Annotated in this window: 15 protein-coding genes; 2 read left to right on the forward strand and 13 right to left on the reverse strand. The window is 69.7% G+C overall.

Annotated features, from left to right (window positions below; all coding sequences use genetic code 11):
- The first annotated feature begins 8 nt into the window (after positions 1-8).
- Positions 9-1,016 (forward strand): 2-phospho-L-lactate transferase, encoded by a 1,008-nt coding sequence (gene cofD, locus H521_RS0109715; RefSeq protein WP_022892829.1) that lies wholly within the window; start codon positions 9-11, stop codon positions 1,014-1,016.
- Positions 1,017-1,051: 35 nt separating this feature from the next.
- Here the strand turns inward: cofD and H521_RS0109720 are convergent, their stop codons facing one another.
- The 6 genes from H521_RS0109720 to H521_RS0109745 form a co-directional block, all read right to left on the reverse strand.
- On the reverse strand, positions 1,052-1,408 hold the full coding sequence (locus tag H521_RS0109720) for a hypothetical protein (RefSeq protein ID WP_156891357.1): 357 nt from the start codon (positions 1,406-1,408) through the stop codon (positions 1,052-1,054).
- Positions 1,405-2,250: a DODA-type extradiol aromatic ring-opening family dioxygenase gene (locus H521_RS22625; protein WP_022892831.1), complete on the reverse strand. Its 846-nt coding sequence runs from the start codon at positions 2,248-2,250 to the stop codon at positions 1,405-1,407. Before H521_RS22625 ends, H521_RS0109720 begins: the two co-directional genes overlap by 4 nt.
- A gap of 75 nt (positions 2,251-2,325) precedes the next feature.
- A complete protein-coding gene (locus H521_RS0109730) occupies positions 2,326-3,189 on the reverse strand; it encodes an amidohydrolase family protein (protein ID WP_022892832.1) in 864 nt (287 codons plus the stop codon).
- Positions 3,186-4,370, reverse strand: coding sequence for a CaiB/BaiF CoA transferase family protein (locus H521_RS22630; RefSeq protein ID WP_022892833.1), 1,185 nt, complete (start codon positions 4,368-4,370; stop codon positions 3,186-3,188). Before H521_RS22630 ends, H521_RS0109730 begins: the two co-directional genes overlap by 4 nt.
- On the reverse strand, positions 4,367-4,963 hold the full coding sequence (locus H521_RS0109740) for an OsmC family protein (protein ID WP_022892834.1): 597 nt from the start codon (positions 4,961-4,963) through the stop codon (positions 4,367-4,369). Before H521_RS0109740 ends, H521_RS22630 begins: the two co-directional genes overlap by 4 nt.
- Complete coding sequence (locus tag H521_RS0109745) at positions 4,953-5,966, reverse strand: alcohol dehydrogenase catalytic domain-containing protein (protein WP_022892835.1); 1,014 nt, start codon at positions 5,964-5,966, stop codon at positions 4,953-4,955. The genes H521_RS0109740 and H521_RS0109745 overlap by 11 nt, the downstream gene beginning before the upstream one ends.
- Before the next feature lie 227 nt (positions 5,967-6,193).
- Here H521_RS0109745 and H521_RS22635 point away from each other — a divergent pair, with 227 nt between their 5' ends.
- Entirely contained in the window at positions 6,194-7,273 is a 1,080-nt protein-coding gene (locus H521_RS22635) for an ABC transporter substrate-binding protein (protein WP_051159245.1), read from the forward strand.
- Positions 7,274-7,422: 149 nt separating this feature from the next.
- On the opposite strand, the gene H521_RS22640 is transcribed toward H521_RS22635, so the two are convergent.
- Genes H521_RS22640 through H521_RS22645 form a run of 7 tightly spaced genes read right to left on the reverse strand, consistent with a single transcriptional unit; the run spans position 7,423 to position 13,734 of the window.
- Positions 7,423-7,842: a RidA family protein gene (locus H521_RS22640; RefSeq protein WP_022892837.1), complete on the reverse strand. Its 420-nt coding sequence runs from the start codon at positions 7,840-7,842 to the stop codon at positions 7,423-7,425.
- A 4-nt stretch (positions 7,843-7,846) separates the two neighbouring features.
- Positions 7,847-8,680, reverse strand: a complete 834-nt coding sequence (locus H521_RS0109760; protein ID WP_022892838.1) for an ABC transporter permease — start codon at positions 8,678-8,680, stop codon at positions 7,847-7,849.
- Complete coding sequence (locus H521_RS0109765) at positions 8,677-9,519, reverse strand: ABC transporter permease (RefSeq protein WP_022892839.1); 843 nt, start codon at positions 9,517-9,519, stop codon at positions 8,677-8,679. Before H521_RS0109765 ends, H521_RS0109760 begins: the two co-directional genes overlap by 4 nt.
- Positions 9,516-10,355 carry an ABC transporter ATP-binding protein gene (locus tag H521_RS0109770; RefSeq protein ID WP_022892840.1) on the reverse strand — a complete coding sequence of 280 codons (840 nt, stop codon included), beginning with the start codon at positions 10,353-10,355 and terminating at the stop codon, positions 9,516-9,518. Before H521_RS0109770 ends, H521_RS0109765 begins: the two co-directional genes overlap by 4 nt.
- A 42-nt stretch (positions 10,356-10,397) precedes the next feature.
- Positions 10,398-11,372: an LLM class flavin-dependent oxidoreductase gene (locus H521_RS0109775; RefSeq protein ID WP_022892841.1), complete on the reverse strand. Its 975-nt coding sequence runs from the start codon at positions 11,370-11,372 to the stop codon at positions 10,398-10,400.
- Positions 11,373-11,374: 2 nt separating this feature from the next.
- A complete protein-coding gene (locus tag H521_RS0109780) occupies positions 11,375-12,787 on the reverse strand; it encodes a dihydroorotase (protein WP_022892842.1) in 1,413 nt (470 codons plus the stop codon).
- Entirely contained in the window at positions 12,784-13,734 is a 951-nt protein-coding gene (locus H521_RS22645) for an alpha/beta hydrolase (RefSeq protein ID WP_022892843.1), read from the reverse strand. The genes H521_RS0109780 and H521_RS22645 overlap by 4 nt, the downstream gene beginning before the upstream one ends.
- Between the last annotated feature and the right edge of the window lie 202 nt (positions 13,735-13,936).

Here is a 13,936-nt window from a genome sequence, read left to right on the forward strand (position 1 = left end):
GTTGCAGAGTGCAGATCACGGTGCTCGCGGGCGGAGTCGGAGGTTCGCGCTTCGTGCGCGGCGTGCGCGAGGAGTGCGCGCGGCGCTGGCCCGACGGCGAGGGCGGCACCGAGGCATCCGTCACCGTCGTCGTGAACACCGGCGACGACCTCTGGCTCGCGGGCGTGCGCCTCATGCCCGACTTCGACTCGCTGCTCTACTCGCTCGCGGGCGTCAACGACACCGAGCGCGGCTGGGGGCGGGCCGGCGAGACCGAGCGCGTCGCGGCCGAGCTCCGCGAGTGGGGCGTGGGATGGCCGTGGTTCACGCTCGGCGATCTCGACCTCGGCACGCACCTGGCGCGCACGGCCTGGCTGCGCGGGGGACTCACGCCGAGCGAGGTCGCGCATCGCCTGCAGCGGCGCTGGCCGCTCGGCGTGCAGCTGATTCCCGCGACCGACGCCGAGGTCGACACCCACGTGCGCGTGGCCGACCCAGACGAGCTCGGCGGCGAGCGCGAGATGCACTTCCAGGAGTGGTGGACCCGCTATCGCGCCACCTTGCCGGCACTCGCCTTCCGCCAGCGCGACCTCGAGTCGGCCCGACCGGCGCCCGGGGTCGTCGAGGCCATCGTCGGTGCCGACGTCGTGCTCGTCGCGCCCTCGAACCCGGTCGTGTCGATCGGCACGATCACCGCCATCCCCGGCATCCGCGAGGCACTCGCCGAGACCTCGGCCCCGGTCGTCGGCGTCTCGCCGATCATCGGCGGCAAGGTCGTGCGCGGCATGGCCGACGCGTGCCTCACCGCGATCGGCGTCGCGACGACCGCGGAAGCCGTCGGACGCCACTACGGCGCCCGCAGCGGGGGCGGCCTGCTCGACGCCTGGCTCGTCGACGACGCGGATACCCCGGCGCTCGAGGCGCTCGAGGGCGTCGGGCTGCACGCAGCATCCGCCCCGCTCTGGATGCACGACCTCGACACCTCGGCCGCACTCGCCGGCGCCGCCATCGACCTCGGCCGGCAACTGCAGCGCTGAGCGTGAGCTGACGCGGCGCGGCGCGCGGCGCGAGCTCAGGCGATGTAATCGGGCGTGCCGTGCGGCAGCACGGCGGCCCGGTACCGCTCGACGAGATCGCGCCAGCCGAACCCGGCCGCGAACTCGTGCGAGTGCACGGCCTCGATGAAGTGCCAGAGCAGGTACGGATGCGCACCGAGGGCGTAGAGCGCTCCGATGTCGCGAGCGGCGAAGGCATCGCGCTCCGCCGCCGTCAGCTCGTGGTCGTCGCTCGGGCGATCCGGCGCCGACGCCGCTGCCCCCGAAGCCAGCCAGACGTCGACATAGGCCGCCGGGTCGGCGACGTATGCCGCGACCTCGGCGTCGCTCATCTCGACCGCCCGCATGAACTTGTCGACCATGTACTTGCTCATCCGGCCCTCCACATGAAGAACGGGCTCGACGCGAAGCGCGACTCGGTCGCCTCGGCGAGCTCGGCCGGGCGGCCGCCCATCGCGGCGAGCGCGGTGATCACGTTCACGTACTGATAGGTCACGTTGCCCGCCGCCATGATGCGGTCGTAGCGGCATCCCTCGATCGCGGCCTCGAGATCGCCGTCGCGCATCCAGCCGACCGCCATCTCGTCGAACTCTGGGTCGGGCGAGCCCTGCCCGAGGAACTGCCGCGGGCCGCCGATGTCGGTGGCCATGTGCCCCGAGGTGATGAGCGCCACCCGCGCGTCGGACTCCCACGCCGCCACCGTGTCGCGCAAGTGCTCGCCGAGTGCCGCGAACCGGCGCGGGCTGGGCAACGGCGGCAGGGTGGAGTTCGCGTGGATCGGCACGACGGGGATGTCGAGCGCCGGCGTCAGGTACTGCAGCGGAATGATGAAGCCGTGGTCGAGCCGCCACTCGTGACTCACCGCGAAGTCGATCGCCTCGGGCAGCACCTCGCGGCCCGCGATGCGGTCGGCGAGCTCGCGGTGGCCGGCCACCTCGACGTACTCCATGCCGAAGGTGCGCACCTCGTTCTCGTAGGTGCCGTGATAGCGCTCGGCCTTGCCGACGACGAACGCGGGCGCGTTGTCGGAGAAGAACTGGCGGATGTGGTCGGTGCCGACCTCGATGATCACGTCGACGCCGAGTTCGACGATCGTGTCACCGATGCGACGGAAGTTCGCCGCGACGCCGACGAGGTCATCGGGCATCGGCTCCACCATCGCCCGCCAGAGCAGGGGGTTGTGCGGCGTCGCCGCCGCCATCACGAGTTCAGCCATGTCGGTCCGTTCGTCGAGGTCGGATGAGTCCGGATCGGATGCATCGGATGCATCGGATGCGTCGGATGCCGCGGGTCAGATGCCGAAGAGCGTGCGGGCGTTTTCGAGCAGGATCTTCTGCCGCGACTCGTCTTTGAAGGGCAGCTCGGCGAACTCCCCCATCCAGCGCTCGGCCGTCATGACCGGCCAGTCGGAGCCGAACAGCACGCGATCGGTGATGAGCGAGTCGGCGTAGCGCACGACCTCCGGCGGCAGGTACTTGGGCGCCCATCCCGAGAGGTCGAGGTAGACGTTCGACTTGTGCCACACCATCGCGAGGTTCTCGAGGTGCCACGGCCAGGCCGGGTGGGCGCTGATGATCTTGAGCTCGGGGAACTCGGCGGCGACATCGTCGATGTACGGCACCGGCCGCGCGTTCTCGAGCCGGTAGCCGCCGCCGCCCGGCGTGCCGGCACCCGCGCCGGGGAACCCCGAGTGGAACATCACGACGAGGCCGAGCTCGGCGCAGGTCTCCCAGATCGGGTAGAAGCGCCGGTCGTTCGCCAGGAACTGCTGCCGCGACGGGTTGAGCTCACCGACGCCCTTGATGCCGTACTCGGCGTGCATGCGACGGATCTCGGCGACGGCTGCCTCGCCCTTCCACGGGTCGATGCCCGCGAAGGCGATGAAGACGTCGGGGTGGTCGGCCTGCGCCCGGCCGAGCAGGTCGTTCGGGGCACCGGGAATGCCCGAGGTCGTCTCGGAGTCGGAGTTCACGATGACGGCCATCATGCGCTGCTCGCGATACTGGTCGGCCTGCTCTGCGAACGAGACCACGGGCCGTTCGCGCCCGAAGTGCGCCGACATCTGCTGGTGGCGCCCGCCCATCGCGGCGAGGAACTCCTCGGTCTGCGGGTGCGTGTGCACGTCGATCGCGACGAGGTCGTCAGGCCGGTTCATGCGTGGATCCCTTCGTCGGCGGTCGAGCGCGGTTCGCCCGCGGTCGAGAGGAGTTCGGCGTTGCCCTCGCCGAGCCCGGGCGCAGCGCGGTAGACGGGCCGGCCGCTGCGGCTGAACGACGTGCTGTGCACGGGCACCCGCACCGTCGAGCCATCCGCTCGCTCGAGCTCTTCGACGAGGCCCATCGAGGCGATCTGCGGATCGTCGAAGAGCTCGGCCACGGTGTTGAGCGGGCCGTGCGGAATGTCGTGCGCCTCGAGCCGGGCCAGCCAGTGGGCACGCGGATGCCGCGCGGTGATCGCCTTCAGTTCGGCATCGAGTTCGTCGTAATTGCGCACGCGGGCCTCGCGGGTCGCGAACCGGGGGTCCGCGGCGAGGTCAGGCCGCTCGAGCACCTCGAGCAGGCCGATCCAGAACTTCTCGGGCACCGACATGTGGATCACGAACGCGCCACCGTCTGAGCCCTCGCAGGCGTACGCCTGTGCCCGGCGCGGCCGCGAATCGGGGCCCGCCACCTGCCCGGTCTCGAGGTACGTCGATGCCGCCTCGGTGAGGAAGTCGATGAGCGAGCCGACCATCGAGACCTCGATGTGCTCGCCGGGGCCGTCGCCCCTGGCGTGCAGGGCGGCGAGCACCGCTTGCGCGGCCGACATGCCCGAGAGCAGGTCGGAGAAGGCCGGGCCGAGCGGACGCAGCACGTCGGCGGGCACGACCTGGCTGTACATGCCGCCGATCGCCGAGATCACCGTGTCGTAGCTCGGCCGCGCCGCGAGCGGCCCGGTCGGGCCGAACCCCGTGAGCGAGCATGTGATGAGCCGCGGGTTGAGCTCGGCAAGCGTGTCGCGACCGAAACCGAGCCGTGCAGCGACCCCCGGCCGGAAGTTCTCGATGAGCACGTCGGCGTCGCGGGCCAGGGCCAGCAGGTCGGCGAGGCCGGCCTCGGTCTTCAGGTCGAGGGTGACGGCGCGCTTGTTGCGGTTGTACGCCGCGAACTGCGGGCTCGAGTCGCCGCCGCCCTCCCAGCGCCGCATCGGGTCGCCGCCCGGAGACTCGACCTTCACGACGTCGGCGCCCAGGTCGGCGAGCAGCTTCGCGGCGAACGGCCCCGAGATGTACTGGCCGAGTTCGATCACCCGGATGCCGGCGAGCGGGCCTCCGCGGCCGGTCGTCGTAGTGCTCATCTGGTCTGTTCCTCTCGGTGTTCGGATCGGAGTTCGTCGGGTCGCTCGTCGAGCACCGTGGCACCGTGATGCACGACGATCAGGTGCACGGGCACCGCCCGCGCGATCAGGGCGCTGACCGGGCAGCGGTCGACCGCCTCGCGTGCCAGCGACGTCGCGTGGTCGGCGTCCGTCTCGTCATCGACGCGCAGCTCGAGTACGAACCAGGTCGGGTGGGGCGGCACCTCGCCGACCCGGTGCTCTCCGCGCAGGTCGAGTCGAGTACGCACGTCCGCCTCGAGGCGATGCACCGGCACATCCGCCGCCGCCCAGGTCTTCGCGCACCATCCGAGCACGCAGAACGCGATCGAACTCAGGAGGTAGCGCAGCGGGCTCGGCGCCGAGTCGTGGCCGCCCCGCTCGACGGATTCGTCGGCGCGGAACTCGTGTTCGACTCGGAACTGCGTGAAGTTCGACACGGCGATCGTGTCGCGCTCGAGCCGCGCCGACACCCACGGCCGCGCGACGTGGGAGGCGCGGTCGTTCGCCGCCTCGCTCGCGATGCGCTCGAGCGACGCGCGAAGGCGGGTGCGGTCGACGAGGTCAGGCGACATCGATGATCACCTTTCCGGGCGGCGCAACGGCGAAGTCGCGGTAGGCGGTCGCGATCTCGTCGAGCGGATGCCGCGAGCCGACGTGAACTGTGACCTCGCCGTGCTGCACGAGCTCGAGGGCGCGGCGCACCTGCTCGAGGTCGGCGCTCGCGACGCCGTGCAGGCGCTTGCGACGGAGGTAGAACTCGCGGGCGTCGATCTCGAGCCGCGAGTCGATCGAGGCCGCGCAGAACACGGCACGGCCGCCCCAGGCGAGCGCGGCGATGCCGGCACCGAGCAGCGCGGCGTGGCCACTGACGTCGAGCACGACGTCGAACCCCGGGGCGCCGGTCGCTTCGAGCGCCGAGGCGAGCGCAGCGGCATCCGTCGCCATGAGACGACGCACACCGTCGGCGGCTTCGATCGGCCGGCGGGATGCCGCGGTCACCTCTGCCCCGAGGTGACGCGCGTAGTCGACGGCTGCCTGCCCGAGTGTGCCGCCCGCACCGGTGACGAGCACGCGCTCGCCGGCGACGAGCCCGATGGTGTCGAGGGCGTTGATGACGATCGGCAGGCTGTGTACGGCTGCGGTCGCGAGCTCGGGTGCGAGCCGGCCGCGGGCGAAGGCGCTCGCTGCAGGCACGGCGACGTACTCGGCCGCACCGCCTTCGCGGTGCACGCCCACGACGGTCTGCGCGGCGCAATCGGCCTCGCGCGCGGCGGCGCACGCCGCGCAACTGCCGCACGGGATATTGGGCTTCACGACGACGGCCTCACCGACGCGGGCCGGGCTCACGCCGGAACCGACCGCCTCGATGACGCCAGCAGGGTCGAGCCCGAGCACTCGGGGCAGTCGGGCTGCGGCGCCCGGACCGAGACCGGCGATGACATTGAGGTCGAGCTGGTTGACGCCGACCGTCTGCACGCGCACGAGCACCTCGCCCGCTGCTGGGACCGGGCGATCGAGGTCGTCGACGACGCTGAGGCCGTCGAGGCCATGCGAGGTGAGCAGGGCTGCGCGCACGTGCTTCCTCGATTCGTCGGGTCGACGGCATCCGTGCCATCTACTTCTGGATACGGTATCCAAAATGAGACACCGCGTCCAGAGGTGCAGCAATCGTCTCCCGAAGTCGGTCGGAAGAAAACCGTGGACACCGGTGCGCAAATTGGATACGGTATCCATCAATTCGCGAGAGGCATCCGTTCTCCGCGGGAGCCGGCTTGCGAGTCACCCGCCAAGAATGGAGAGTCATGCGCAGATCCATCCGACGATACGGCCTCGCAGCGGCCGCCGGAGTGGCAGCGTTCACGCTGTTCACCGGCTGCGCCGCCGCCGGGGGCGGCGCGGAACCAGAATCCGTCAGCTTCCCCGACGGGGAGGTGGGCGCCGCCGAAGACACCGAGATCACGGTGGCCATCCCCTTCCCCGACATCACCATGTACTCGATGTACGTGCTCGCGACCGACCTCGGCTACTACGAGGAGGAGGGCCTCACCGTCGAGGTCATCACCGCCGACAACGTGACGGCCGCCGTCGCGAGCGGCAGCGCCGACATCGGCGTCGACTCGACCGGCACCGTCATCGAGGCCATTCGCGGCGGCGTCGAGCTCGAGCTCGTCGGCGGTCACTACTGCCGGCAGAACTTCGACTTCGCGGCGCAGAGCGGCATCACCTCGGTCGAGCAGCTCGACGGCACCTCCGTCGTGCTGGCCGGCACGCCCGGCGACCCTGCCGAGTTCCAGCGCAAGCGCGTGCTGAAGGAGGAGGGCTGGGATCTCGACACGGTGAACGTCGAGGTCGTCTACCCGGGCCCGGGCTCGGAGTCGTGGACCGAGTTCTTCGTCAACGACAAGATCTCGTTGCAGCCGTTCTACGGCGACGACCTGCCGGCCCTCGAGGAGCACGACGCGAACATCGTGGTCGAGACGCTGCGCAACTGGGCGAACGACGTGCAGGTCGCGGGCAGCGGCTGGGCTGCCGAGAACCCGAACACGCTCGTGCGGTTCCTGCGGGCGACGATCAAGGCGGTCGACTTCATGACCGCACCCGCGCCCGGCGAGTTCCCCGAGAACGTCGACCAGGTGCTCGACATCTACGAGGCCAACGACTTCGACGTGGCGGCGCTGCGCGAGCTCGACAGCCCCTGGGTGCTCGACGCGCACCTCGCGTGCCCCAACCTCTACTTCGATGCGGAGGCCTGGGACACGACCATCGAGACGCAGGAACTGGAGCCGATCGAGTTCGACGACGCACAGCTCGTCTACCTCGAGAAGGCGCAGGAGCTGCTCGACCTCACGAACGAGGGGCCGGTCACGCTGCCCTATCCCTGAGCACCTGGCATGACGAAGGGCCCTCACCGCAGCGCATGGCGGCGAGGGCCCTTTCGCATGCGTGCCCGCTGCGGGCGACAGCGAAAGCCGGCCCCCGTCATCGCGCATGAGACGGGGACCGGCGGCTTCGGGTCGGCGGTGAGGCCGAATCAACTGCAGTGCGGCGGCGACTGCCCGGTCGGCACGGCCGCGATCGCCTCGATCTCGAAGCGGTAGTCGGGCGAGGCGAATCCCGCGACCTGCACGAGCGTCGAGACCGGGAAGTCGGCCGTGAAGTACCGGGCGCGGATCTCACGGATCTCGTCGCGGAACAACCGGAAGTCGTCGCGCACGAACACGTTGACCTTCACGACGTCTGCGAGACCGGCACCCGCGGCGACGAGCACCCTCGCGAGGTTCTCGAAGGCGAGCTCGACCTGTTCGACGGTCGACGCCGGCATCGACCCATCCGCTCGCATGCCGATAATGCCGCTGACGAACAGCAGGTCGCCGCCCGATACCCGGATCGCCTGGCTGAACTCGGCCGTGGGCGGGTAGACGCCGTCGGCGACGATGACCTGCTTCTGCATCGCCCTAGGCCCCGTACATGACCTGGCGGTCGTCGTACCAAGGGGCGAGCCGCTTGCGCAGCGCCGAGATCAGCGCCAGCAGCAGGTTCGCGACAATGACCATCACGAACACCATCGCGATGGCCTCGGCCATCTCGAACTGGTACGCGGCGAACTCGAGCAAGTGGCCGAGGCCGCCCGCTCCGCCGAGGAACTCACCGAGCACCTCGCCGGTGAAGCCGAGCGCGACGCCGCGCTGGATGCCGGCGAGGCTGTACGGCAGGGTCGCCGGGAAGATGACCTTCCAGCCGAGGGCGACGCCGTTGACGTTGTAGACCCGCGCGGCGTTCACGAGTGACGCGTTCACCGTGACCGCGCCCTCCATGGTGTTCAGGATGATCGGGAACACGGCAAGCAGGAAGACGAGCGCGATCTTCGACTCGTTGCCGAGACCGAGCACGAGGATGAAGAGCGGCGCGAGCGCCACCTTGGGCGTCGAGTACAGCAGCCAGAGGAACGGCGCGACCGTGAAGCGGAGCACGGGCGACCAGCCGACGGCGAGGCCGACGATCACGCCGACGATGACCGCGAGCACGAGCCCGATCGCGAGGTTCTGCAGGCTGAACACGAACGCCTGCCAGAAGTCGGGGCGGCCGAGCAGTTCGACGAACGCGGCGGCGACCGCAGTCGGCGGCGGCAGGAACGACTCGGGCACGAGGTGCAGCCAGCTGACCGCCGCCTCCCAGACGAGCAGGATTCCGGCGACGACCGCCATCAGGAGCCAGGCCCACTTGTCGGGCAGGCGCCGGTGGCGCCGCAGCGGCGGTGCGTTCACGGCCTCGATCGAGATGGTCGTCATCGTCGTGCCTTCCGGGTCCAGGGAGCGGTCCAGCGCTCGACGAGGCTCACGACCTGGGTCATCGAGACGCTCCAGATGACGACGACGAAGATCGCGGCAAACGCCTGGTCGGTCTGGTACGTGTTGGCGGCCTTGATGATGAGCGCGCCCATGCCGGATGACGAGCCCGTCATCTCGGCCACCACCATGCCGATCGTGGCGAGCACGACGGCCTGCCGCAGGCCGGCGAAGAGGAACGGCACCGTCGAGGGCAGGAACACCTTGCGGTAGAGCTCGAATCGGGATGCCCCATACACGCGCCCGGCCCGCAGCAGCGAGGGGCTCGTGGTGCGCATGCCGGCGGCGACGTTCAAGAGGATGGGGAACAGCGCGCTCACCGTCACGAGGAAGATCACGGGCCCGATGCCGAACCCGAACCACGCCTTGCTGAGCGGCTGGTAGGCGATCGTCGGCGTCGCGTAGATGGTCCAGGCGATCGGCCCGACGACCTTGTCGACCGGCAGCGAGCCGCCCATCAGCAGGCCCACGGGAATGCCGACGACCACCGCGAGCGCGAAGCCGATGAGCCACGCCTGCAACGAGATGGCAGCATTGGCGGCGAGGGAGCCGCTCGCGACGAGCTCGCCGAACCCGCGTGCGATGTCGAGCGGCGCCGGGAAGAAGACCGGGTTGACGAGCCCCCACACGCCGACCACGAGCTGCCAGACGACGAGCAGCAGCAGCACCTCGACCGCGAGCACCGCGGCGCGGCCGCCGGCGCTCAGGCCGGCCAGCCACGATGCGAGCCCGCGGCGACCGATGTTCGGCCCGCTCGCGAAGATCGCGCTCATCGCGCTCATGAGCCGGCGACCCTCGCCGCCGCGGTCGCCTCGTGCTGCAGCGCCTCCCAGAGGTGGTCGCGCAGCTCGAGGAACCGCGGCTCGCTCTGCACGCTGCGTTCGCTGCGCGGGCGCTCGAGGCCGGTCTCGATGACCTCCTTGATCGCGCCGGGGTGGCTCTTGAACACGACGATCCGATCGCCGAGCAGAATCGCCTCCTCGATCGAGTGCGTGATGAAGAGCACGGTCTTGCCGGTCGCGGCGATGAGCTTCTCGATCTCGTCGCGCATCACCTCGCGGGTGAGCGCGTCGACGGCGCCGAGCGGCTCGTCCATGAGCAGGATGCGGGGCTCGGCGACGATCGCCCGCGCGAGCCCCACGCGCTGCTGCATGCCGCCCGAGAGCTCGCGCGGATACGAGGACTCGAAGCCCTTGAGGCCGACGAGCTCGACCGCCTCCTGCACTCGGTCGCGCCATCCGTCGCCCTTCAGGCGCGACTGCATCTCGAGGCCGAACTTCACGTTGTCGAACACGGTGCGCCACGGCAGCAGCGCGTAGTCCTGGAACACGACGGCGCGATCTGGGCCGGGGCCGGTCACCGGCCGGCCGTCGACGAGCACCTCGCCGGAGGTCGGCTTCACGAGCCCGGCGATGACGTTCATGAACGTCGTCTTGCCGCAGCCCGATGGACCGAGCACCGTCACGAACTCGCCCTCGCGCACGTCGAGATCGACGCCCTCGATCGCGGTGAGGGTCTTGCCCGTTCGAGCCACGTTGTAGCTCACGGTGAGGTTGCGAACCGAGATCAGCGGCGCGGATGCCCCGGGCTCGGGTCGTTCGATGGTCGTCGTCGTCATCGTTGCACTCTCTCTCGCCGTCACGGAAGCCTCGTCGCCCCGTCAGCGCATCTTCGGCAGCACCTCGCTGCCGAGCAGCTCGATCTGCTCGAAGAAGCGATCGAACTTGAAACGGAAGTCGAAGACGAGGTGCTCGACACCGGTGGCTTCGAACTTCTTGAGTTCTTCAACGGCCTGTTCGGGATTGCCGACGATGAGCTGGCCCTCGAGGTCTTCGACGGTCTCGAAGCTACCCGACGGCGGCTTCACGGCGAACTTCGCCTTGTTGGCCCACGCGAGCAGGCCCGGCACGTTGACGTCCTTCAGCGCGGCTTCGCGCGTCTCCTCGATCGAGGTCGGCGGAATCACGGCGACGGTCGGCATCGGGCGGCCCGAGGCATCCGTCATCTCCTTCATGACCCCGATGCGCTTGGCCATCGACGCGAGCGAGATGCGGCCTGGCATCCAGCCGTCGGCGTACTCGGCGGCGAGGCGGGCCGAACGTGGCGTCGCACCGCAGTACCAGAACGGCACCCGGCCGCCGACGGGCTTCGGCTCGATCGTGACATTGTCGAACTTGAAGATGCCGTCGTCGTAGCTGACGTCGTTCTCGGTGAAGACGCGCTTCAGGATCTCGGCGTTCGAGCGCACGGCCTCGACGCGATCCATGTCGCCCCAGCCGACCGCCTCGAACTCGTGATCGAAGGTGCCGGCGCCGAAGCCGAGAATGAGGCGGGGGCCCACGAGCTGCGTGATCGTGCCGGCCATGAGCGCCGTGAGCAGCGGGTGCCGGAAGGGGATGAGCGAGCCGGTGCCGAGCTCGATCTTCTCGGTCACGGCGCCGATCGCGGTCAGCGTCGTGAGCGCGTCGTAGAAGGTGCGGTTAGGCTTCTCCATCTCGCCGTGCGGCTCGAAGACCAGGTGATCGCGCACCCAGACCGAGTCGAAGCCCATCTTCTCGGCGAGCTTCGACCCCTCGAGCAGCTTGTCGCGACTCGCCTCTTCGCCGAAATGCGGCAGCAGCAGACCGAACTTCATGGTCAGTTCCCTTCCTTTGCGGCCAGTTCGGCCGTGCGTTCGGCCGGAGCGGCCGCGAGCTTTCCATATCCGGGCTCGCCGACGACGGCGCCGTCGGCGTACACCTCCCGGCCGCGCACGAGCGTGCGCTCGATGCGGGTGCTGATCGTGCGGCCGTTGTACGGCGTCCAGCCGATCTTCGACAGCACGTCGTCGTCGGTGATCGTCCATTCGTGGTCGAGGTCGGCGATCACGATGTCGGCGTCGGCGCCGACCTCGAGGATGCCCTTGACGCCCGCGAGGCCGAACTTGGCGGCCGGTACCTCGGCCACCATCTCCACGACGCGGTCGAGCGTGAGCTCACCGCGGTTCACGGCGTCGAGCATGAGCTCGTAGTAGTACTGGATGCCGGGCGTGCCGGTGTGCGCGCTCCACATCTCGGTCCACCCGATCTCCTTCTCTTCGCGCGTGTGCGGCGCGTGGTCGGAGCTCGCGATGTCGATGGTGCCGTCGCGCATGCCCTCCCAGATGGCGGCGCGATTGTCGTCGGGCACCCAGTAGCTCAGCGCGTACGGCCCGAGGGTCTCGACGTCGTTCCAGGTGGAGAGGAACGGCGCCCAGTGGTTCACCTCGCACGTGACGTCGACGCCGCGCTCCTTCGCCCGGCGCACCGCCTCGATCGATCGACGGGTCTGGATGTGGGCGATGTGCACGGGGCAACCGGATGCCTCGGCGAGCCGCAGCACGACATCGATCGCCGTGTCCCAGATGACGCCTTCGCGGGCGGCGTACGCCGAGGCGTAGCCCTGCGGGGTGTTGTCGCCACGGGCGAGCACCTCGCCCTCGATGTAGTCCATGAGCGCCTGGTCGTGCGGGTGCACGATGAAGCGGATGCCGGTCTTGGCGATCTCGTCCATGATCTGCAGCAGGTGGCCGTGGTCGTGGATGCCCGTGCCGGCGGGGTGCGGGTAGCTGCGGCCCGTGTCGACGACCATGTAGATCTTGAACGCGCGAATGCCCATCGCGGCCATCGGCCCGATCTGGTCGAACTTCGTGGGGGCGGGGTTGTGGTTCCAATCGACGATCGAGCTCGATGCGTAGCGATCGAAGACGTCGGTGAGGGTCGCGACGTCGACGGTCGGCGGCTTGAGGTTCGGCATGCCGAAGATCGTGGTGACGCCACCGGCCGCGGCCTGCCGCGTGGTCGTCAGAATGTCGTCTTTGTGCTCGTAGCCCGGCTCACGGGTGTGTACGTGCACGTCGACCATGCCAGGCAGCACGAGGCGGCCGGTTGCGTCGATGATGCGGGCGCTCTCGACGGCGACGTCGGCCGCCACGATGCCGGCCACACGGCCGCCGTCGACGAGCAGGTCGGCCACGACCGGGCCGCTCGGGGTGACGACGGTGCCGCCGGCGATTCTCAGGTCGATGCTCACTGCGGTGCCTCCAGGCGTTCTTCGGTCTCGCCCTGGCCGGGCGACGGGGTGGTGCGGATCTCGACGTCGCTCGGCTGCACGTGGCGGTCGAACCAGTCGACGATGCGCGGGGTGGTCTGTTCCCAGTAGCGGTCGTACGCCGCGTAGTGCGTCGTGTGGCGCTGCATGATCAGTTGCTTCGGGCCCTTCGCGGCGGCATAGAGCGCCTCGGCGTGGTCGGTCGGCGTGGTCGCGTCGCCCTCAACGCCGATCACGAGCAGCGGGGTGGCGAGCGTCGCGGCCGCGTCGATCGGCCGGTAGGCGAGGATCTCCTCGGCACTCGAGAGCGAGATCGCGCTCGGGATGCGGTCGTCGACGTCGGCCTTGATCGTGGTTGCCCGCCGCTCGGGCGTGGGCACCATGATCTCTTCGCGGGGGTGCACGAGACGGCCGGCGCCGGTCGTGACCCGAAGGCGCCGGTCTTCGTCGAGTGCGGCGAGGAAGGCGAGCCACTCGTGCTCCTGCCGCATGCGGTGCAGCCAGTCTGTGCCGTCGGCGACAGGTACCTGGCTCACGGCGGCCTTGACGCGGGAGTCGGTGCCGGCGAGCAGCACGGCGTTGCCGCCCCCGGTGCCGCCCGTGCCGAAGGTGCCGATCGCGTCGGCGATCACGTCGTCGCGCGTCGTCAGGTAGGTGACCGCGTTCACGAGGTCCTGCAACTGGCGACCGGGCGACAGGATGCCGCGATCGCCCGCCGAGTCGCCGAAGCCGCGGTAGTCGAAGATGAGCACCGCGAAGCCGGCCGCGACGAGCGCCTCGTGGTAGCGCACGTAGAGCTTGGCGTCTTTCAGCCCGAGCCAGCCCGGCCCCTGCACGATGGCGCGGAAGGGACCGGGGGCGTCGGGCGTGCGCCAGAGCGCGGCGATGCGATCCCCTTCGCTGTAGAACTCGACCGGCGTCGTCTGCATGTCTCGCGGTCCTCTCGGGTTGTGAATGCTGCTTTGCATGTCGCGAGCCGCAACTCGCTACGGAGATCATGGCCTATTTTGGATCCAGAATCCAGTATTGAATTCGAATGGCCTCGCGGCTTAGGATGAGGACGACCGCCGGTGGGCTTTCACCGGTCGTGATGGCCCGGGCTTGGGCCGTGTGTCGCCGACCTCGTCGGAT

The organism is Agromyces subbeticus DSM 16689, assembly GCF_000421565.1.
Taxonomy (GTDB): Bacteria; Actinomycetota; Actinomycetes; order Actinomycetales; family Microbacteriaceae; genus Agromyces; species Agromyces subbeticus.